At 45.6% G+C, this 23,131-nt stretch carries 11 protein-coding genes; 6 read left to right on the top strand and 5 right to left on the bottom strand.

The features are described from left to right. Nucleotides 1-542: 542 nt before the first annotated feature. Both QUA50_RS23755 and QUA50_RS23760 read right to left on the bottom strand, forming a co-directional pair. Nucleotides 543-1,235: a PEP-CTERM sorting domain-containing protein gene (locus QUA50_RS23755; protein WP_333258474.1), complete on the bottom strand. Its 693-nt coding sequence runs from the start codon at nucleotides 1,233-1,235 to the stop codon at nucleotides 543-545. Between the two features lie 627 nt (nucleotides 1,236-1,862). Beyond that, a complete protein-coding gene (locus QUA50_RS23760; RefSeq protein WP_333053320.1) occupies nucleotides 1,863-2,462 on the bottom strand; it encodes a sulfite oxidase-like oxidoreductase in 600 nt (199 codons plus the stop codon). 311 nt (nucleotides 2,463-2,773) lie between these two features. Here QUA50_RS23760 and QUA50_RS23765 point away from each other — a divergent pair, with 311 nt between their 5' ends. Next, nucleotides 2,774-3,007: a hypothetical protein gene (locus QUA50_RS23765; RefSeq protein WP_333053190.1), complete on the top strand. Its 234-nt coding sequence runs from the start codon at nucleotides 2,774-2,776 to the stop codon at nucleotides 3,005-3,007. Nucleotides 3,008-3,347: 340 nt separating this feature from the next. Here the strand turns inward: QUA50_RS23765 and QUA50_RS23770 are convergent, their stop codons facing one another. Together QUA50_RS23770 and QUA50_RS23775 are read right to left on the bottom strand one after the other, a co-directional pair. Then, a complete protein-coding gene (locus tag QUA50_RS23770; RefSeq protein ID WP_333258472.1) occupies nucleotides 3,348-4,043 on the bottom strand; it encodes a TrkA family potassium uptake protein in 696 nt (231 codons plus the stop codon). 139 nt (nucleotides 4,044-4,182) lie between these two features. Next, nucleotides 4,183-5,517 (bottom strand): TrkH family potassium uptake protein, encoded by a 1,335-nt coding sequence (locus tag QUA50_RS23775; protein WP_333258470.1) that lies wholly within the window; start codon nucleotides 5,515-5,517, stop codon nucleotides 4,183-4,185. Between the two features lie 219 nt (nucleotides 5,518-5,736). On the opposite strand from QUA50_RS23775, the gene QUA50_RS23780 reads away from it, so the two are divergent. The 3 genes from QUA50_RS23780 to QUA50_RS23790 all read left to right on the top strand — a co-directional run bounded on the left by QUA50_RS23780 (nucleotide 5,737) and on the right by QUA50_RS23790 (nucleotide 17,886). After that, nucleotides 5,737-6,711 (top strand): methyltransferase domain-containing protein, encoded by a 975-nt coding sequence (locus QUA50_RS23780; protein WP_333258468.1) that lies wholly within the window; start codon nucleotides 5,737-5,739, stop codon nucleotides 6,709-6,711. A 36-nt stretch (nucleotides 6,712-6,747) separates the two neighbouring features. Further along, a complete protein-coding gene (locus QUA50_RS23785; protein ID WP_333258466.1) occupies nucleotides 6,748-7,806 on the top strand; it encodes a homogentisate phytyltransferase in 1,059 nt (352 codons plus the stop codon). 240 nt (nucleotides 7,807-8,046) lie between these two features. After that, nucleotides 8,047-17,886, top strand: a complete 9,840-nt coding sequence (locus QUA50_RS23790; protein ID WP_333258464.1) for a tetratricopeptide repeat protein — start codon at nucleotides 8,047-8,049, stop codon at nucleotides 17,884-17,886. Nucleotides 17,887-17,965: 79 nt separating this feature from the next. On the opposite strand, the gene QUA50_RS23795 is transcribed toward QUA50_RS23790, so the two are convergent. Further along, nucleotides 17,966-21,178, bottom strand: a complete 3,213-nt coding sequence (locus QUA50_RS23795; protein ID WP_333258462.1) for a glycosyltransferase — start codon at nucleotides 21,176-21,178, stop codon at nucleotides 17,966-17,968. Nucleotides 21,179-21,327: 149 nt separating this feature from the next. Here QUA50_RS23795 and cobA point away from each other — a divergent pair, with 149 nt between their 5' ends. After that, entirely contained in the window at nucleotides 21,328-22,893 is a 1,566-nt protein-coding gene (gene cobA, locus QUA50_RS23800; protein WP_333258460.1) for a uroporphyrinogen-III C-methyltransferase, read from the top strand. Nucleotides 22,894-22,925: 32 nt separating this feature from the next. After that, nucleotides 22,926-23,117, top strand: coding sequence for a DUF2281 domain-containing protein (locus QUA50_RS23805; protein ID WP_333053201.1), 192 nt, complete (start codon nucleotides 22,926-22,928; stop codon nucleotides 23,115-23,117). Nucleotides 23,118-23,131: the final 14 nt, after the last annotated feature.

Genomic DNA, 23,131 nt, shown 5'->3' on the forward strand with positions numbered 1-23,131 from the left:
GTCCCGCCCGTCCACTCATGACGGGCGGGACGCCCATCCCACAATAACAATTAAAATTATAAGTTATTTAATTCGCGCTCCTTATTTATTTTTCATTCCTAAAATTCCTCAACCGGTACTGGTGATTTTGTACTCGAACAATTTACCGTGAGTGAGTTTTTAATTTTGAGTTGGGAGAGGGAGAGAGTGGGAGGGTGGGAAAAATCCTCTTGCTTCACGCTTGACTTCTTCCCTCAACCCCCATCCGTTAAATCCGTTAAATCTCGTAGACTTCGCGTTCTTGAAATTCACCCTGACATCAAATCCGCGCTTGGAAAGTCGGGCGTAAAATCGAGTCAACATCCAACACTCAACCATCATTCAGTTTTGCGACCCCGAGTCAACAGTCAACAATTCCCGATGAGTGCAACCAGAATTGATATGACTTCTGCCTTCTGACTTTTCCAATCAAGCAAAAGGCGAGCCGATTTCTCATTAGCGCGCCTCCTAATTGAATTTTATTTTGTAACACGTAAAAGAGGAGATTGTTCCGGTTGACAAAATCATGAAGTCGTCTTGCTAGCGCGACGGCGGCGCGCGGCAACCAAGCCACCCAAACCGAGAGCCAAACCAGTCATTGTCATGGGTTCGGGAACTGTTTCTGCGCTGACTGTGAAATCTTGGAAGTCTGCGTCGTTTCCGCCACCGCGATCGTCGAAGCCAATTAGCGTGCCTCCGTTAAACAGAGAAGCGTATCCGTTTGTGAATTGTCCGGCAGCTTGGAAGACGTTCGTGGTTTCTTTGTCGAGTTCGTCCCACAGTTGCGATTGCGCGCCAAACACTGCTTGCTGGTTGCCGCTGTTCAAGGCTGAGGTCGAGTAGACAGTGCCACCCCAGCCGCTGTTGAGTCCCAAAGTATAAATTTGATTGGCCAGGAATGTGAATACTGTCGAGCCAGAACCCAAGACTGTATTGCCCAGAGTTCCTTTCCATTCGTTACTCGAGCCGTTGTCTGAGGATTTAGTTTCCGAAAACAGGGTGCTAACTAGAGTGGCCGCCGAGTTGTTCACACTGTAGATGCCCAAAGAGGAAGTATACCCACCGTGAGATTGTTTGAAGTTAAACTTGACGCTGGTATCTTGGCCGAATTGGATGCCGGTGGTACCAAAGGAGAAGGCTTGAGCTGGAGCTCCGGCGCCAAACAGAGCTGTGGCGGCGGCGGTAGCTGTTAGGGCGGATAAGAGTTTGGTATTCATAAACCTGTTCCTTTTGTGCGATCGTCTTAATAATTTCATTATGCGATACTTTGTTTGTATTTGGGACACTTTAGGTAAAGTTTGACATATTCTTTATCAAGCCTTTACATATCCTTCATAAATTCTCTCTATCACATCTGCGGGCGGGCGATCGAGCCCTAATAATACCCACTAAATAATTATAAATATTGTTGCCTGAAACCTTGCAGTCGCGGGCAGGGGAGCGCGAATGAACCCAAGGGATTTGGATCGGGCTTATGGCTACTTTTTTTTATAGTCTCAAGTCTAAATTCTCAATAGCAAACACTTAAGTATAAATACGGTAATATTCGTGGGTACTGACAGTTCCAGAAGTTTTCTATTAACCCTAAACTGGGAATATTTGTTTTTTGGGGCTTATGTATGGGAGTTAAAGTAGTTTATCTATCGGGTAAATTACGTACAAAATGCGATCGCTGGGTCTACGTATTTTGGTTGAATTAAATAGAGTCCGTGGTGTGAGATATCCCCAAGATGCGATCGAGAAGATGCAATTTCCGCAGATTGAAGCGGTAAAAGACCGGATTGCCCCTCAACAAAGATTGTATAGAGAAGCTGTGGCCCCGTCTTTGCTCCCGATCGCCCGCATCAAAACAGACCGCTGTAGCGTTCCTCTGCCCAAGGTTCGCCCCGCCGATGGTAGCCGTTGCGTTCCCAAAAACCGAGTTCTTCGGTTTCTGTAAACTCCAGGCCGTTAATCCATTTGGCGCTTTTCCAAGCGTACAAGTGGGGAACTACGAGCCGCATTGGGCCGCCGTGGTCTGCGGATAGAGGTTCGCCGAAGACGGTGTGGGCGAAAAAGTTTTCTTCTCTCAGGAAGTCGGCGATCGCAATGTTGGTAGTGTAGCCGCCGTAGCAGTGTTCCAGGACGTGCATAGCTTTCGGATCGACTTCTATGCAGTTCATAAAATCGGTGACTTTGACTCCCGTCCACTGCACGTCGAGTTTTGACCACCGGGTGACGCAGTGAAAATCCGCAGTAAAGTTACTTTGGGGCATGGCCTGGAAGTCCGACCAACTGAAGGTTTGTGGTTTTGCCAATCCCCAGACTTTAAATTCCCAACTCTCAATGCTGACGGAGGGTGTATCGCCGTAGGTCAGCACAGGAAAGCCGTTGGCGAGGTATTGACCCGGGGGGACGCGATCGATGTTTTCTGATTCTGGCTTGCGAAAAAATTTGCCCAGCATGGATTCACGCTCTACAGTAACTGACTGCAATCCTGAGTATAACTTGCATAGAGGGGCGCATCGCAATTCTTCTCAAGGTAGAAAGCTTTCAGGACTTCTATAGAAAGAAAAATCCCACAATCCTGCCTGATGCCAACCTACTTCTGCCTTCTGAGAGAGACCAAGCTAAAAATTATAAAATTTATCACCCCAGGGGATGAATTTCCTAATCTTAAATTATATCGTAATTAATGGCGCATTTCCGAATCTTTGATGTATTGTTACAATATGCTCAGATGCCATATGTAAAAAAAATTGATGGGGTAAAAATCATGATCGCAAGTTGCTTAATTCCGTTGACGATCTGCTTGATTGCTTGGTGGGTGACAGCGGGGACTGACAACAGAACGCTAGACGGAATTCCGGCTCCCATAGCTGCAATTATTGGAATTTGTTCGTTAATTTGGTTGGTGGCGGCCTGTCCTTGGCCTGTTGAACTTGCTCTAGTATTGGCGGTACTGGTTTTGGGCAAAGCTTATTTGCAAAAAATCTTGAAAGTCGGCTGAATTTTTAGGGCGAGCGCTCCTATGGTTGGCGGGAGCGCGACGATCGAGTGCTGCTACTTTATTAAAATTTTTCGCAATTTGTCTGGCTAAGTTCTCAAAGGGGGTCGCAAAGGCGGAACCCACCCTAGAATTGGTGAAATTCAATTTACATATTTCAGTTAAAAATTAGAACATATAGATGGACAGGAAAACCCGGTTTATTTTAGATAAACCGGGTTTGTGAGGGTCGGAAATTGTCACACATCCAGCAATAATTGCTTAGGATCGAGACACTCGGAACACAAGACACTTGGTTTCTGAGTCGAGGACTGTTGCTGTATGTGGGTAAAATGTCGAGCTGTTAAATTGGCAAGCGATTAATATCTTTGTTAGAACCAATTACTACCATCACCTCGCCTTTTCTCAAGCGTTCGCTTGGCTGCGGATTGATCTCGAACTTGTCGCCACGACCGACTGCTAGCAAATTCAAACCATACCTGCGCCGGAGTTCCAATTCGGAGATGGTTTTGCCATCAAACTTTTCAGGAACTAGCAACTCAACGATGCTGTGAGCTGGGTCGAGGTCAAAGCGTTCTAAAATGCTGGGTTTTGTAAGAAGGCGGGCCAAAGAGCAGCCCATTTCTCGTTCGGGAAAAACTACATGATCTGCGCCGACTTTTTTCAACAGTTTTAAGTGAGTTTCCGAAGAAGCTTTGGCTATTACGTGAGCTACCCCGCCTTCCTTAAGATTTAAGGTTGTGGTAATGCTTTCTCCTAGATAATTGCCGATCGCAACAATCACTGTTTCAAATTCAAATATACCTGCTTCCCCAAGAGCGCTAGGCTCAGTAGAATCTAACTGCACAACGTGAGCAGCAATGCGATCGTTCAAAGCTTGAGTTACTTTTTTTTCATCGGCGTCAATTCCCAAGACTTCGTAACCCAAACCGTGTAGTGTAGAACACACAGCTTTGCCGAAGCGTCCTAAACCAATAACTGCAAACTGCTTGTTGTCGGCGCGCAAAGTGCGAAAAAAATTTAAAGATGACAGGTTCACTGAATATCCAGCGCTGAGCGTCTTGCTGTTTAAATTTTAGCAGAGACAGCGCCGCCTCCTTTTGATTTTTGGGTAAGTAGTAAAAGTTGATTTGGGTTGTCACCCATTGTTTAGATTATCAGCAACGAGGCAGGATTTTTTATCCCACTAACAAACTTTCCTCAGCATACTTAAAAGACCTGGGTTTTGGGTCTCCGAATGCAGCACTCATCAGCAGCAACACGCCAACCCGACCTATGTACATTGTAGCAATCAAAACCAGCTTGCCGATCGCTGAAATCTTGGCTGTAATCCCAGTGGAAAGACCGACCGTGGCAAAAGCTGAAACTGCTTCATACAGCGCTGCGATAAATTCTACTTCGGGATTGGTCACCTCAATTAAAATTGCAGATGTGAACGCGACCAACATGGAACCGAAGACTACACTAATGGTTTTTAGAATCATTGCTGGCGGGATTTGACGCTGATAGCACTCCACATCTTCCTGGCCTTCGAGAACTGCTGTGGTACAGCAAAACAATATCCTAAAAGTTGTGGTTTTGATGCCGCCGCCTGTGCTGCCAGGACTGGCGCCGATAAACATCAGCGCGATAGTCAGAAATAGCGAGGCTTCGCTCATTTTGCTAATGTCAATTGTATTGAATCCCGCCGTGCGGGGAGTAAGAGATTGAAACCAAGCTGCCATCACTTTTTGAGGAAAATTTAGAGAGCCGAAAGTGTCTGGGTTGTCGTATTCCAGCACCAAAAAGGCTAGCGTTCCTAAAATTAAAAGGACAGCCGTTGTAGTGGTAACAACTTTGAAGTTCAGGGAAAAAACTGTGCAGATAGGGCTTTTGTTGAAGCGATCGCGCAGCCACAGGTACAATTCCATAATTACCTGATAGCCGATTCCCCCAAATACGATTAAACCACTGACTGTGAAGTTAACCATAGGCGAACTGATGTAGCCGATCAAATTATCTGAATAGATGCTAAAACCGGCGTTATTAAACGAATTAACACTGTGAAATATAGCAGACCACACACCTTCTTTAAATCCGTATTGGGGGACGAAAACCGTCATCAGCAAAAACACTCCTGTTAATTCAAACAAAAGCGTTGTTGCTAGAATTGACTGCACCAGTTGTACTACGCCGGCTAGTCCGGATTTGTCTAGAGATTGTTGCAGGGCAATTTTGTCTTTCAAGCCAAAGCGGCGGCCCAATAACAGCAGCAAGAAAGTCGTGGCTGTCATGTAGCCCAAGCCTCCTATTTGCACCAGTAAAACTAGGCACAGTTGCCCCCAAAAAGAGTAATATTTTCCGACATCTACAACCGACAAGCCGGTGACGCAGACAGCGGAAGTAGAGGTAAACAGTGCTGTTATTGGATCGCTCCAAGTTCCATCAATTGTGGAAAAGGGCATCATCAGCAATAGAGTACCTGCGAGGATGACAGCGAGAAAGCCCAAAGCAATGGTTCGCGAGACAGTCATTCGATTTTAGATTTTAGATTTTAGATTTTAGATTTGGGATTTGAGATTTGAGATTTTGGATTTGGGATTTGAGAGGGAACCCACAAATATATCGTCGGGCTGGAAATCAGGACATCTCTGTCTGGCGAAGGCCGGAGACCGATCGAACTCAATCGCCAAATTCTATGACAACAGCGGGAAAATAACGGTAGAATTCCTTTAATAACTTGCGTTCCGGCGATGACATCAACACTTTACCAGCAAATTCAGCAACTTTACGACGCTTCTAGCGGTTTGTGGGAGCAGGTGTGGGGCGAACACATGCACCACGGTTACTACGGCCCGGATGGCAATTTGAAAAAAGAGCGCCGACAGGCTCAGATAGATTTGATAGAAGAACTGCTGGCTTGGGCTGGAGTCCCGTCAGAGAAGGCACTGGGTGAATCTTACCGCATTCTCGATGTCGGTTGCGGGATCGGCGGCAGCACGCTGTATTTGACGGAAAAGTTTAGTTCGTTAGCGCAGCCCTCGAAGAGGATCGCTCAAAATAATTTAAAGTTGGATGGCGGGGTCGATCGAGATTTTAGCCGATCGCCCGAACTCAACAAAACGGGCGCTAGGGTTACAGCAACCGGGATTACTCTGAGTCCGGTACAGGCCAACAGAGCGACCGAACGCGCTAAAATTGCTGGGCTTGAAAGCAATGTGAATTTTTTGGTTGCCGATGCTTTGAATATGCCTTTTCCTGACGAGTCATTCGACTTGGTTTGGTCGCTCGAAAGCGGCGAACATATGCCAGACAAAATTAAGTTTTTGCAGGAATGCTGCCGCGTACTCAAGCCGGGAGGCACTTTGATTTTGGCAACTTGGTGTCACCGCCCGCTGGGAGAAACGGCGGGTGAATTAACTGATGAAGAGAGAAAGGAATTGGCAGAAATTTACCGGGTTTATGCTTTGCCCTATGTGATTTCTTTGCCGGAATATGAGGAAATTGTCCGCAGTTTGCCTTTGACAAGTATTCGCACGGCTGATTGGTCAAAAGCTGTTGCTTCTTTTTGGGATGTGGTGATCGATTCTGCTTTGACTCCGAGCGCGATTTGGGGTTTGCTAACGAGCGGTTGGACGACTATTCAAGCAGCACTTGCTCTCGGATTGATGAGCCGTGGATATCAGAGCGGGTTGATTCGTTTTGGAATGATTTGTGCTGTAAAATAACAGGCATATATCACAGGAATTTTGAGTCTTGAGTTGATGAGTAAGGTGCGTATTACGCACCCTACAGAATATTATTTGTTTGGTGTGGGTGTGAGATTTATGGGCAATGATTCGATTGGCAAGTCTTGGATTGATAAGAATGGCTCGGCTCCGCAAAGCTGGGTGAGCGCATTTTGGGAGTTTTCCCGGCCGCACACAATTGTGGGCACTAGCTTGAGTGTATTGGCTTTGTACGCGATCGCCCAAAGTTCGCGGCTATTTGTGAATCCTGTACTTTTGCCCCTAGCTTTTGCCTGGTTGGCTTGCATTTGCGGCAATATTTATATTGTGGGATTGAACCAGTTAGAAGATATTGAAATTGATAAAATCAATAAGCCGTATTTGCCGATCGCCTCTGGAGCATTTTCTCGGAAAACCGGGGAATTAATTGTAATTGCCACGGGAATTATAGCAATTTTGACTGCTGTTTTGCAAGGCCCGTTTTTGCTGGCTACCGTGGGCGTTAGTTTGGCGATCGGGACTGCTTATTCTCTGCCGCCAATTCGGCTGAAGCGGTTTCCTATTTGGGCGGCGCTGTGCATTTTTACGGTGCGGGGCGCGATCGTAAATTTAGGGTTATTTTTGCACTTTAATTGGGTGTTGGGTTTGGGAAGGGCGAAAAGCGCTTTTTCTGGCTGGAGTTTGAAGAGTTTGTCTTTTGAGATTCCTGCGGAAGTTTGGGTGCTGACGGTTTTTGTTGTGGTGTTTACGTTTGCGATCGCGATTTTTAAAGATATCCCCGACATGGAAGGGGACAAGCAATATAATATTACTACGTTTACGATTGAGCTGGGCAAGCCTGCCGTCTTTAATTTATCTCGCTGGGTGTTGACGGTTTGTTATTTGGGCGCGACTTTGGCGGGAGCGATCGTATTGTCTAATGTTAATTTAGTGTTTCTGGCAGTTTCTCATTTGGCGGCTTTGGGTTTGATGTGGTTTTGGAGCATCAAAGTTGATTTGGACGATAAAATAGAAATTGCGGCATTTTATCAGTTTATCTGGAAGTTGTTTTTCTTAGAATATCTGATTTTTCCCGCAGCTTGTTTGTTGGGGTAGAAGTTCGGCAACGGATTGTGTAACGGATGTAACGGATGTAACGGATGTAACGGATGTAACGGGTGTCACTCCGATGGAAGGGGGAAGAAGCAAGAAGGAAGTCGGAAGTTCGGCAACGGATTATGTAACGGATGTAAAGGATAGAAGGAAGAAGGATGAAGGAAGAAGGAAGGAAGAGTTAACAAATTAGAAAAAGTTGGCAATTACAAGTTAGCGAACTCCCAAACAACTAAGACAACTATGGCTTCTCAAAAAAAATCGCGGAAATCTGCCTGCAAACTGGGTGCCGAAGACTATTTGAAATTAGCTTGGGAACATCACCAAGCGGGCCGTTTGTTAGAAGCTGAGAATTTGTACCGGCAAATAATAGAAGTGCAGCCGGAATCAGCAAACGTGCTGTGTTTGTTGGGAATAGCGGCGAGACAGCAGGGAAAAATTGCAGAGGCGATCGACTTTTACGAACAGGCGATCGCCCAAAACCGCGATTTTGTAGAAGCGCATTTAAATAAGGCTAATCTTTTGCTGGATGTAGGCGAGTATCAAAGGGCGATCGCCAGTTACGAACAAGTCATCAAAATCCAGCCCAACTCTGCACTCGCATACAATAATTTGGGCTGGTCAAAACAGCAATTAGGCGAAATAGATGCGGCTATTTTATATTACCAAACAGCGCTGCAAATCGACCCTAATTTGCACGAAACAGCGCACAACTTAGGTCATTTATTTAAACAAAAAAATCAATTAAACGAGGCAATCGCCTGTTACCAGCACGCTTTAAAAATCAATCCCCACTTGACATATTCCCTGATGGGATTGGGAACAGTTTGGCAGCAGCAAGGTAAATTAGCCGAAGCTTTCAACTGCTACCAGCAAGCGGTAAAACTAGACCCCAACAATCCCGAAGCTCACAACAATGTAGGAGCCTTTTTCCACGAACAAGGCAATGCAAAAGCAGCAATATCCCACTACCGACAAGCCTTAAAATTAAAGCCAGATTTCGTGGAGGCTATTAACAATCTCGGACACGCTTTGGTCGATTTAGGAGAATTTCAAGAAGCTTTTTCTTGTCACAGTCGAGCCTTGGAATTGCAGCCAGAGAACGCGATCGCCCACCTGGAATTCGCCTTAACTTTGTTATTGTTCGGAGACTTCCAGCGCGGTTTTGCTGAATATGAGTGGCGGTGGCGCACTCCGCAACTACAACCGAGGCAATTTAAACAGCCAGTTTGGGATGGTTCGGATTTGCAGGGAAAAACTATTTTACTCCACGTCGAGCAAGGATTTGGCGATTCTATTCAGTTTATTCGCTACGCGCCGATTCTTCGCAGTCGAGGCGCTAAAGTTATGGTAGCTTGCTATCGGGAACTGATGCGGTTGTTTGCGACAGTTCCTGGTATTGAATATTTATCAGTTAGTCTGGAAGGTTTGCCAGAATTTGATGTTCACGCACCGCTGATGAGTTTGCCGCGAATTGTGGGGACAACTCTGGAAACAATACCAGCAAATGTTCCTTATCTATATCCGCCTGCTGAGTGCAAATTTGCACTTTCTTCTGATGCCAAGTTGAAGGTAGGGATTGTTTGGGCGGGAAGTCCGAAGCGCCGGAAAGACAATCAGCGTTCTTGCAGATTGAGCGATTTTATTCGATTTTTCGATGTTCCGGGAATTGCTTTTTATAGTTTACAAAAAAACTTGTCCGAGAGCGATCGCACTTTGTTGCACCAACACTTAGTACCGGATTTAACTCCGCATTTGAACGACTTTGCTGATACCGCTTCGGCGATATCTCAACTGGATTTAGTCATTAGTGTCGATACGGCTGTGGCGCACTTAGCCGGTGCTTTAGGAAAACCGGTTTGGGTGCTGCTTTCTTTTGCTCCTGACTGGCGTTGGCTGCTGGATCGCGAAGACAATCCTTGGTATCCAACTGCGAGGCTTTTTCGCCAAAGTCAGCCGGAAAGTTGGCAAGAATTGTTTGAGGAAGTACAGGCGGCTTTGAGTTTATTTGCGATCGCCAATACTGCTAGTTATTCCGAGGATTCTGCCCACGATCGGCTTGACTTAGTTTCACTCGCAATGAATGCTAATGATACGCTTTACCTCGATTCTGTAGCTGTCAAAATGACAGGTGCAAGCGTGCTTCAAGAGAGTAAACAAATATTTGTGATGGCGAGCGAAGGGTTAGCGGAAGGCTCCGCAGCTAAGCAATTGCAGGGGATTGAGACATCTGTTGCGATCGGAAACGGCGGGGAGAATTTGGTTGTTTTAGAGGATTTATTGCGGCAAGCAGAACATTTGATGGAAACAGGAGATCGGGAAGAGGCGATCGCCCTTTACGAAAAGATTATATCTCTCGATCCAAATTGCGTTCAAGCGCGGATTAATTTTGGTTTTCTCAAGCAAGAAAAGGGCGAATTGGAGGCTGCTATTCCGCACTACCGAGAAGCTTTAGCCATCGCTCCAAATATTCCTCAAACAGCTTACAACTTGGCAAAGATTTTTGAGGAGCAAGGTCAAGCGGAAGAGGCGATCGCACATTACGAGCAAGCTCTTGTCGCTCAACCGGATTTCGTACCTGCACTGATTAATTTAGCCGTGGCGCTGCAAGAAAAAGGCGAACTTTTCAGGGCGATCGAGCTGTACCGGCGAGCGCTGGAAATTAATCCGCATAGCTGGGAATCTTACAACAATCTGGCAACTGTTTTGCAAGAACAGGGCAATTTAGAAGATGCGCTGGAGTATTATCACAAAGCTCTAGAATTGCTGCCGGATTTTGTGGAAGCTATCAACAATTTAGGCAGGACATTTCTGGAAAAAGGCGCGGTAGAAGATGCGATATCCTGCTACAGACGGGCAATTTATTTAAATCCCAACCACGCTAGCGCTCACCTAAATTTATCCTTGGCTTTGCTGTTGGTGGGAGATTTGGAAAATGGTCTGGCTGAATACGAGTGGCGCTGGCAAATTAAAGAATTTCACACGGGTCATTCCTGTTTTTTGACGGGGCCGGATAATAGTGTTTCGGCAAGAGAATACCGGCCTCTATGGGACGGTTCTGATTTGCTGGGAAAGACTATTTTGCTGCACGCCGAACAAGGTTTAGGCGATTCGCTTCAGTTTATTCGGTACGCTGCGATCGTCAAAAATAAAGGCGGTAGGGTTATTGTTGGCTGTTACCCGCAATTGCACCGTTTATTTGCAACGGTTGACGGCATTGATTTGTTAATAGTTAAAGGGGAGCCGCTGCCGGAATTTGACGTGCAAGCGCCGATGTTGAGTTTGCCCTATATTCTCGGTACAAAGCTGGAAACAATACCGGGAAATACTGCTTATTTATCTCCGCCTGCGGGTGCTGAATTTGGACTTTTGCCCGATCGCACTTTGAAAGTTGGGATTGTCTGGGCGGGGAATCCAAAACACCGCAAAAACAAGCAGCGTTCGTGCAATTTAAGCCAGTTTCTACCGCTTTTGGACGTTTCGGGGGTAAGTTTTTACAGCTTGCAGAAAGAGGTTTCCGAGGCCGATCGCGCGCTGTTGCATCAAACGCCGATCGTAGATTTGAGCCCGCATTTTGGCGATTTTGCTGATACTGCTGCTGCGATCGCCAAACTGGATTTAGTCATTAGTGTCGATACCGCTGTCGCCCATTTGGCGGGGGCTTTGGGCAAACCAGTGTGGATTTTGCTGGCGTTTTCGCCGGATTGGCGGTGGCTGTTGCAGCGCGAAGACAGTCCTTGGTATCCAAGCGCAAGGCTGTTTCGCCAGCATCAGCGGGGCGACTGGGAGGACGTTTTCGATCGGGTGGCGGAAGCTCTAGGCGCGGTTGCTGCTGCATTTGTCCCGTCGGATGCGGCGGATGCAGAGTTTCGGTTGGGCGTGGATTTGCAGCAGCAAGCCGATTTGGGCGGTGCGATCGCTTGTTACGAGCGGGCGATCGCGATCGATCCTAATTACGCGGCCGCGCACAGCAATTTAGGCGTTGTCAAACAGCAAAGCGGCAGGCTAACAGAGGCGATCGCGCACTACCGACAAGCCCTCTTCATCGACGGGAATTTGGCGGAAACTGCAAGCAATTTGGGCAGCGCGCTCGCGGAAGCAGGGGAGACTGAAGAGGCGATCGCAGAATATCAGCGGGCGCTGTCTTTGAACCCGAATTGCGCGGAAGCGCTGATTAATTTGGGCCTGCTGCGGGAAGAGCAAGGGGATGTGGCGGAGGCTATAAGCTGCTACGAGCAAGCGATTCAAGTCAATCCTAATTGCGCGGCGGCTTATTTGAATTTGGGAATTGCTTTGGAGGCACAAGGGGAGGATGCGATCGCGAATTACGAACGGGCGATCGCGAATTACGAACGGGCGATCGCGATCGCTCCCAATGATGTGGAGGCTTTGCAGCATTTAGCATACGCCTCGATCCGACAGGGCAAAATTTCAGATGCGATCGCATACTACGATCGAGCTCTGGCGCTGCAACCGGATTGGGCAGAAACTGATCTCGCTTATCTGAGTTCGCTTTCTAGCCCCGATAAGTTGGATGGGGATTTAGCTGTTTGCCAGCAAGCGATTCAGGCATCGCCAGCCAGTGCACAGGCTCACGGCAATCTGGGAATTGTCCTGCACAAACAGGGCAAAATTGAAGATGCGATCGCCTGCTACCAGCAAGCTTTGAGCCTGAAACCCGACTTTCCACAAGCTTTGAACAATCTCGGCAAAGCTTTTGAGGAAGCGGGAAAAATGGCAGAGGCGATCGATTGTTACCGTCGGGCGATCGTACTCAAACCCGGTTATATCAATCCCCTCACCAGTTTGGGAAGTGCTTTGCACGATCGCGGACAATTTGCGGATGCTCTCACCTACTACAGCCAAGCAGTTAAATTCAATGTCGCTAGCCCCGAATCTCACCTAAATTTAGGTTTAGCTTTGCTGCTGGCGGGAGATTTTCATCGCGGTTTTTGCGAGTACGAATGGCGACTCCTAGTTAAAGAAAAACAGTTCCGGCGCCACAACTTTATTCAGTCGGTTTGGGATGGTAAAAATTTGGATGGAAAAACTATTTTGCTTTGCCCGGAACAGGGTTTAGGCGATGCAATTCAGTTTATCCGCTATGCAGATTTAGTCAAACAAAAAGGCGGTAGGGTAATTGTTTGGTGTTTGCCGCACTTGCAGCGCTTGTTTGCACAACTTTCGGGAATCGATGCGTTAATAGTTAATCCAGAGGATGCGCCGGATTTTCAAGTGCGCGCGCAGCTCATGAGTTTGCCTCATCTTCTGGGAACAACTTTAGAAACTATACCCGCCAAAGTTCCTTATTTAGCTCCGCCGCCCGGTTGGGAATTTACTCTCAATCCAACTACTAATTTGAAAGTGGGAATTGTTTGGTCGGGAAATCCTAAAAATTCCCAAAATAAGGTGCGATCGTTACCCCTGAATTTATTGACAAAAGTGTTAGATATTCCGGGAGCAGATTTTTACAGTTTGCAAAAGGAAATGACAGCAGACGATCGCGCTTTGTTAGAGCAAATGGCCGTAACAGATTTAAGCTCTTATTTGCACGACTTGGCGGATACTGCGGCGGCAATCTCGGCTCTGGATTTAGTAATTTCTGTAGATACTTGTGTGGCGCACTTGGCTGGTGCTTTGGGCAAACCCGTGTGGATTTTGCTCTGTTTTGTGCCGGATTGGCGGTGGATGTTGCAACGCGAAGATAGTCCTTGGTATCCCACGGCGCGGCTGTTTCGCCAGTCTACAGCGGGAGATTGGGAAGGAGTTTTAGAACAAGCTGCTTTGGCGCTGAGAGAAAGAATTGTCCAGCATAAATCAGCTATACCGCCCAGAGAAACTCAAACCAATATTGAATTATATCAAAGACAGTTTAATCAGGGAAATATTCTCAAGGCGCAAGGAAGATTTGCCGAGGCGATCGCTTATTTTAAAAATGCTTTATTTTTGCAGCCTAATTCGATAGAAGCCACCACTAATTTGGCAGTGACGCTGCACCAAACAGGCGATTTATCCGAAGCTGCCACCTATTATCAGCGCGCGATCGAAATCGACCCTAACTGCGCTCAATCTCACAATAACTTGGGTATTTTGCTGCAAGATCGAGACAATATAATGGCTGCTATATCTTGCTTTCAAAAGGCGATCGCCCTGAATCCGGTTTACGTCAAAGCTCTCAACAATCTCGGCGCGACACTCCAGCAGCAGGGCGAGTTGCCGAGTGCGATCGCCTGTTTTCATCAAGCACTTTCTGTCAATTCCAATTACGTGCCGGCGCTGGTAAATTTGGGTGCGGCGATGCAAACAGAATCTCAGCTAGACGAGGCCCAACGGCTTTACGAGCGGGCAATTGAAGTAGAACCTAACAATCCTGCAGGACACTATCACCTGGGAACGTTACGCTTGGGTGCGGGCAAAATAGAACAGGCAATTTCTAGCTTGGAACGAGCCATATCTTTGAACCATAATTATCTAGAAGCTCTTACTAATTTAGGCAGTGCTGTTGAACAATTAGGAGACGTAAATCGAGCAATTTGGTGTTACAGTAAAGCTATCGAACTTGATGCAAATTGTGTTAAAGCTCACTTCAATTTAAGCTTAGTTTTGCTGTTGACTGGGGATTTGCCGCGCGGTTTAGCAGAATACGAGTGGCGGTGGCAAACAGAACAGGCAAAAAAACTACCACGGTTGAATTTTGACCAACCAGTTTGGGACGGTTCTGATTTGAATGGGAAAACTATTTTGCTCCGCTCGGAACAAGGTTTGGGCGATGCGATTCAATTTGTGCGATACGCGGCAATTGTCCAGCAAAAAGGCGGCAAAGTAATCCTTTCTTGCTATCAAGAACTGAAGCGTTTATTTAAGCAGATTCCTGGCATCGAACAAGTGGCGGTTCGGATGGATGAATTGCCGGATTTCCAAGTGCAAGCACCGCTGATGAGTTTGCCGTATATTCTCGGAACAAATTTAGAAAATATACCCGCAAATGTTCCTTATTTAGCTGCGCCGCCGCATTGGCAATTTTCTCTAAATTTGGATCGCAATTTCAAAGTTGGGATTGCGTGGGCGGGAAGTTCGGAACATTTGAAGGATTTTCAGCGATCGAGCGATTTAAGCTATTTCCTGAAATTGTTAGATATTCCCGGTGTAAGTTTTTACAGTCTTCAGAAAGAATTATCGCCTGAAAATCGTAGTTTGTTAACTCAAATTCCCGTGATAGATTTGAGCGACAATTTGAACGATTTTGCCGATACTGCGGCGGTGATATCGCAACTAGATTTAGTAATTTGCGTGGATACTGCGATCGCGCACTTAGCCGGTGCTTTGGGCAAACCGGTATGGATTTTGCTGTGTTTTATGCCGGATTGGCGGTGGATGTTGGAACGCGAAGATAGCCCTTGGTATCCGACAGCGCGGCTGTTTCGGCAGCAAACACCGGGCGATTGGGAGGGAGTATTCGATCGCGTAAAAACAGCCTTGCTAGAGAGGGCGGGCACGGGGGCACCGCCCCCACAATCTACTCGTTTCCAGGCTGTGCCTGGTAACGGAGATACCGAAGCTTCGCCTCGATTTGCCTTATCGCCCGCACAGGTACAATTTCACATAGCAAAGGCCTTAGAAAAACAAGGTAAAAAAGCAGAAGCAGCCGCTCGTTACGAACAAGTAATTGCCGCCTCACCCAGCCACGCAGAAGGCCACAGTTGTTTAGGTTATCTCAAACAGGAAAACGAGCAGATAACCGAGGCAATTTCGCACTACAAACAAGCGCTAGAAACCAATCCCAACCTGAGCGAAACAAACTTATATTTGGGTTCCGCCCTCGAAGAACAAGGAAAAGTCGCAGAGGCGATCGACTTCTACAATAAAGCAATTCAACTACGTCCCAACTCGCCAAATTGGCGCTTGAGACTAGCCTTAGCTTTGCTCTTAACTGGAAATTTTGAGCGTGGTTTTGCGGAGTACGAATCGCGCTGGCAAACTCAACAATTGGATTCGCGCTCTTTTGAGAAACCGCTTTGGGACGGCTCTAATTTGCAGGGAAAAACAATTTTATTGCACCCTGAACAAGGTTTTGGCGATACGATACAATTTATCCGCTACGCGCCTTTAGTTAAGCAAAAAGGCGGCAAAGTTATTGTGGCTTGTCATGTCTTGCTGAAGCGTTTATTTGAAGGAATTGCCGGAGTAGATCGAATTGGAGTCAAGCCGAGCGATTTGATAGATTTTCAAGTGCAAGCCCCGCTGCTAAGTTTGCCCAGGATTCTGGGAACTACTTTGGAAAATCTACCTGCGAATATTCCTTATTTAGCTCCGCCACAGGATTTTAAATTTTCCCTAGAGCCGAACAATAAACTAAAAGTAGGTATCGTGTGGGCGGGCGGCCCGCTGCACCGCCACAATCATCGGCGATCGTGTAAATTGAGCGATTTTGTGAAGTTTGTAGATGTTCCGGGAGTGAGTTTTTACAGTCTTCAGAAAGATTTGTTAGGGGGCGATATTACTTTATTAAATCAACACAAAATTGAAGATTTGAGCGAACATTGCGTCGATTTTGCCGACACCGCAGCAATTATTTCGCAACTCGATTTAGTAATTTGTGTAGATACTTCTGTCGGGCACTTGGCCGGTGCTTTGGGCAAACCAGTCTGGATTTTGCTGTCTTTTGTGCCCGATTGGCGCTGGATGCTGGAACGCGAAGATAGTCCTTGGTATCCCACTGTGCGTCTGTTTAGGCAACAAAAAGCCGGTGATTGGGATGGAGTGTGCGATCGTATAAAAACAGCCTTAGAACAGCTAATTACTCGTTCCCAGGCTCTGCCTGGTAACGCATATCCAGAGGCTCCGCCTCAAATCCAACCCCCAGAAACTCCGCCTCAAATTAACCCCCCAGAAACTCCCCCACAAATTACCGGAATCGGCATTAGTTGGCCCCTCAGCATCACCAGCGGCTGGGGAATTTACGCCCTGAATTTAACACTGCAACTGCAGCAAAATCCCGCCTGGGAAGTTGCACTTTTAACACCGCCATCAATCACCTCAGAATCGATGAATCCGCTGCATAAATCGCTGTTGTTACCTGTAATTGAAAAGCACAAAAATTTTCAGGAATTAGTAGCCGCAAATTCCGACAAACAAATCAGTTGTAATTTTCCCGTACTTTACGCTTTGGGTAATAATTTAGCATCCTCTGGAGTTGACAATCAAATTACCAGCGCTTGTCAAATAGGAGTCATATTTTTTGAAGACACGCGAATCACAGCAGAAGCACTACAAACAGCCAAAAAATATAGCGTGATTGTCGCCGGTTCCAACTGGAATGCCGATGTTTTGAGAAGCTGCGGCTTGACTAATGTGGCGGTGGTACATCAAGGAATTGACCCAACAATCTTCCATCCTGCACCCAAATCTAATCTATTTGGCGATCGCTTCGTCATTTTCTCTGGCGGCAAACTGGAATATCGCAAAGGTCAAGATATTGTAATTGCCGCTTTCAAACGATTTCGCGCCAAACATCCAGAGGCTTTGTTACTAACAACATGGCACAATTTTTGGCCTCAGTATATGCTAGGAATCGAACAAACCGGAAACGTTGCCGGACTTCCCAATATCAACCGAGACGGAAGTTTAGGAATTTCCCAATGGTTAGTGGCTAACGGTTTGCCAGTTGACTCTTTTATCGACATCGGCTTAATTCCCAATCACCTCACCGGACAAATTTTGCGAGAAGCCGACTGCGCTGTTTTCACCAACCGCTGCGAAGGCGGCACTAATTTAGTCGCGATGGAAAGTATGGCCTGCGGAATTCCGACTATTTTATCAGCAAATACTGGTCATTTAGACTTGATTTACAGCAACATTTGCTATCCTTTATGGAGTCAAGGACGAGTTAAACCCACTCCTCCTTTTTCCGGTGTTGAAGGTTGGGGAGAGTCTGAGGTTGCAGAAGTTGTCGCGGCTTTGGAACAAGTTTATACTAATCGGGAAGAATCAAAACGGATCGGTTTAGCTGCGGCTAATTTTATGCGGGATTGGACTTGGGAAAAACAGGTTAAGCGTTTTTTGGATGTGATTTCCGATATGTAGATAACACTAAAGTCCTGACTACAAACTTTCAGAAAAGTGTTCGGAATAAAGACTTTAGTCATTCTTAAAAAGATGAATTTTAGATTGATTTCAAGAGTTTGTTAGCACTATTAACAGTTTCAATATCGTATAGTTCAGGATTGTAAGAAACAATTTGTGCTACCAATTTATGATGGTAACTTTGAGCAGTTTCATTCCTAGAACCATGAACTCGACGATAATTAAGAATTATTTCTGTCGTTCCAAAAAAAGGAATGCTATGTTTGTGACAATTAACCCAAAATTCCCAATCCTCATAACCTTCTTTCATCTCTGCTTTGTAACCCTTGACCAAATTCCAAACTGATTTGTGATACAATGAAGACGTGCAAATCATATTATATTGTTTAATCTTTTTTGGTGAATATAAATCATAACTGGGTATTGTGTGATTTTCATGGCCGCCAAAAAGTTGATAAGAACCAAATGCTATGCAAGGTACTTTTGATTTTAGACATATTTCTAAAAGACAAATCAAGGCATTGGGTTCTAAAATATCATCGGCATCTAAGGGCATTATATATTCGCCTCTTGCTGCCGATATGCCAGTGTTTCTAGCCATTGATATCCCTTTATTAGCTTGTTCTATTAGCCTAATTTGATGCTGGTGATTTGTTGCTATCAAATTTTTGGCTGCTGTGCTAGTAGTATCTAAGCTGCCATCATTAACAATAATTATTTCCCAATTTTTGTAAGTTTGATTGATAACGCTAGTTACTGATTGCGACAAAAAATGAGCTTGATTGTAACAGGGAATAATCACAGATATTAAAGGTCTATCTGCCAATTGTGGCGATGCTGAAACTTGTTTGACACTTTCTGATTGTAAATTCTGTGCTGATTTTCTAGCAGCTTGCAAGCTAGAAAAATAAATCTTGGGATGGACGATGGCTAATTGATTCAGATCGGTATTTTGATATTCATTTACTAACCTCGGATATCCCGGCAAGTATTCTTGTTTAACAAAAATCAAGATATTCTGAGCGTACCCAGGCTCTACTTTGTCATTGTTCCATATTTTTTTTCTCAAGGAATCAATGACTGCAAAACCATTTTTCTGAAAGTAATAAACCCAATATTGTGGCCACTGTTCGTTAAGGTGTTCGACACCGCCTTGAAATGGTATCGCTGCTGAAAACAAAATTACTGGTGCTAGTTGAGTGAGAGAATTAACAAACTTTTCGGCACAGGTAGCAGGCAAATGTTCGGCAACTGCCAGAGAAATTGCTAAGTCAAATTTTCTGTTTATTTGCAGCGGTTGCTTTAAATCGGCGGATTGGAACTGATTTAAAGGAATTTGTAAAATAGTGCGATCGACATAATCGCCATCTATTCCCAAACAATCAGCAATTCCCAACTTGTGAAACGCCGCTAACCAGCTTCCCGTACCGCAGCCCACATCCACCACACTTTTAGGTAAAGTGGGTTGCAGCAAGTCTAACAGCAGGGGAATAATTTCTCTAGCAGAAGTGCGAGTTTCTTCTCCGATTAATTGGTGAAAATTTCTTGTATAAGATGACTGTTGGTTTTGATTGGTTTGGCTGGCTGTTTGATAATTAATTGTCTCTAAACTGCTAATATTGTAACCGTGCAAATGTGCTGGCAACTGCCAGGAAATCTTGGGATCGGCTTGATGTTTTACTGGCTCGACATTGCCCCGCCAAGCAGCACCCATAATTTGCATTGTTTGATAAATTACAGTATTCCATCCCCTTTCTTTCAAGTAGTCTAAACCTTTAGCAACATCTGGAGCGGTTAAATCGTGAAATAAAATTATTGCATCTTCCTCAGCCAATTTTTCACACGCAATGGCATCATTTAACGGCCCATCACCTCCGTGTTCTCCGTCAATAAAAATTAACGACCATTTGCGGTTGAATTGAGCGGCAAATTGTTCGACTCGTTGGGGGCTGTAGCCCGGTATTAGCTCGACTGATGTTTGAACGCCCGACGCATTTAGAGCACTTTGAATTGAATCGATTACACTTTGTCTGATATCTTCTCTTTCTAACAGCGGATCGACGACATCTAACTCAACTCCGGCGAGCGCTAGGTGACAGGCAGACCAACCCAGCCAGCAACCTATTTCTAATGCTTTTTTACCCTTGAATTGCAAAGCAGTATTGTAAAGAATGTGTGCTTCGTCGCGATTCAAAAACCCGATGAATGGATAGCGCTTGTCTGCATACCAATTATGCGGAACTTCCCGGCGCAAATAAGGCCAGTTACTCGTATTTGGATCGGCAATAATCATATTGGGGAAATAGGAGTCAGGTATAATTATTTGGAACCCTGGCGAAACGTAATCCCCTGGTTGTAATAAATGATTTTTGCTAAGTTCAGGTTGTTGGTAAGTCATTTTGGGTTTTTGAAATATTTGGACTGCTTCCTGTTTTTTAGGTTGGTAACGGACGCTAATTTCCAGTATATCGCCGTCAGTTGCCATCAATTGTACTCTGTCAAACTGCTGCCGGCCAGCTAGATGCAAAATGCCGATCGCCTCCTGCGGCAAGTACGGCTCCACAAAACAGCCTCGCTGCTTGTCCCAAACCGGAAAACCGTTGAATATCCAATTGCACCAAGCTGGGAGCATTTCAGTGAGATTGAACAATTCGCCACTGTAAACAGCGAGGTTGAGGGCAAATTGATCTGTCATGACACAGCCGGATCTTTGCAATCCTTGATTGATTTTTTTAGCCCATATTTCCCAGTGCAAAGCATCTTGTCGGAGTGCGAAAACTCCGGCATTTAATATCGGATAACTGTAGAATTTATTAGCAATTTCTACACCAAAGTTAGCTTCATATTGTTGATAAACCCACGGCCAAAACTGAGGAAGTTGCCCGTACTGCTGCAAGCTTGCCCTGTGAACTTCGGGAACAATTGCCAGCCCCCGGCGCGATGCTCCTTCAACCAACAAATTAATTGCTCTCCAGTCTTGAACCCAAGCATCTGCATCTATCCAAAGGTATATATCAAAATTGGGAAAGTATTTTCGCAAATAAGGTCTAACTAATAGTCCTTTTAAATGTTCTGGAGCTTCATTTCTACCGGGAAAATCAAAATCCCAGTCCGCTTTTTTAATAAAAGTTACTTGTCTTTCCAGCCACTGCAACTGTTCGGGAGTGCAGCCGAGATCGAAAAAGCCGATCGCCACATTTTCACCCTCTGGTTTTTCCCGCACCGATAAAATAGTACCTTGCACCAATTCAAAGTAATTTGCATCGGCGGCCGTGATGATGATAATCTGCATAAATATAGGATGTCTGGTTAAGGAATGGGCGTTGGGGATTGGGCATTGGGCATTGGTTATTTGTTATTTGTTATTTCATAATTGCTCATTCTTCCTTCTTCCTTCTTCCTTCTTCCTTCTTCCTTAAATTATACTATTGAGGAGGAGTTATGAAAAACCCAACAGGGAAAGTTTATCTAGTCGGTGCGGGGCCTGGAGATTGTAACTTGATGACAGTGCGATCGCACAAACTGCTATCCGAAGCCGAAGTCTTAATCTACGATGCTCTCATCGACATCCCGCAACTCGAATTAATCCCAGCAACTTGTCGGAAAATAGAAGTCGGCAAACGCGGCGGCAAACCTTCCACCCAGCAGCAAGAAATTAACCGCTTGCTGGTAGAACATTGCAAATTAGGAAAACAAGTGATCCGCTTAAAAAGCGGCGATCCGTTTATTTTTGGTCGCTCCAGTTCTGAAATTCAAGCATTAATCACAGCGGGCTGCGAGTTTGAAGTAATACCCGGAATTTCATCCGCCTTAGCCGCACCTTTACTAGCAGGAATTCCCCTCACAGATCCGGTGATGAGCCGCTGTTTTGCAGTGATGAGCGCCCACGAACCGGATGCTTTGGAATGGGAAGCATTAGTGCAGATAGAAACTTTGGTAATATTGATGGGAGGGCGAAATTTAAGCGAGATAATTTGGCAATTGCAAAAGCACGGACGATCGCCCGAAACTCCGATCGCCATTATCAGAGATTGCGGCCGCCCCGAACAGCAAATTTGGCTGGGCACTCTCTCCAACATTGTACAGCAAACAGCAGGTCAATCTCTATCGCCTTGCGCGATCGTAATTGGGGAAGTAGTCAGATTGCGCGAATATTTAATCCAGCCAGAAAGCACAAATATGATCGATACACCAGTCACCATTAATAACAGCAGATTGCCGCTAGCAGGAAAAACCATTTTAGTCACGCGATCTGTTTCTCAGTCGGCTGAATTTAGCGATCGACTCCAGCAACAAGGAGCCCGCGCGATCGAAATGCCCGCCTTGGTAATTGGGCCCCCGTCCACTTGGGAACCATTAGACAGCGCGATCGCACAATTGTCAAGCTTTCACTGGTTAATTCTCACTTCCCACAACGCTGTAGACTGCTTTTTTCAACGATTACAAGCAAAAGGCAAAGACGCCCGGAGTTTGTTTGGTATTAAAATCGCAGTTGTCGGGAAAAAAACCGCAGAAAGTTTGCGATCGCACTCTCTACAACCAGACTTTATTCCCCCCAACTTTGTCGCCGATTCCCTAGTCGAGAACTTCCCCGACAACTTGCAAAACTGCAAAATCCTATTTCCGAGAGTAGAAAGCGGCGGCAGAGAAGTTTTAGTTAAAGAATTCACCGCCAAAGGAGCGCAAGTAATAGAAGTGCCAGCTTACCAATCTTGCTGTCCCGAAACTATCGATCCTATCGCCCTCTCTGCACTCCAAAATCAAGCCGTAAATATCATAACATTTGCTAGTTCCAAAACCGTACATAACTTCTGCAATCTCATAGAACAAAGCCCGGAATTGTCGCTGTCTAAGGATTGGTTGGAAAACGTTTGCATCGCATCCATCGGCCCTGAAACTTCCAAAAGCTGTCAGAAATTATTGGGTAAGTTAGACGTAGAAGCCAAAGAATATACCTTAGACGGATTGACTGAGGCGATCGTCCAATGGGCACAAGCGAGGTTGTAAAATAGTTGTACGATCATTAGGAGGAAAGAAACATGACCGCAAAAGACCAACTTCTTCAAGAACTAGACCAAGTACCAGAACCCGTGCTGCTGAAAGTGCTTGAATTTGTCCGTTCCTTAAAGACTGAAGAAGAACAACAAAAACTAGAAGCCAAAGCATGGCAGGCATATCTAAATTCCGAACACGAAAGAAAGGAGGTTTACCGTCGCCTTGCCAACTCCTAATTTTGTCAGCAAAA

The organism is Microcoleus sp. M2_D5, assembly GCF_036701935.1.
Taxonomy (GTDB): domain Bacteria; phylum Cyanobacteriota; class Cyanobacteriia; order Cyanobacteriales; family Microcoleaceae; genus Microcoleus.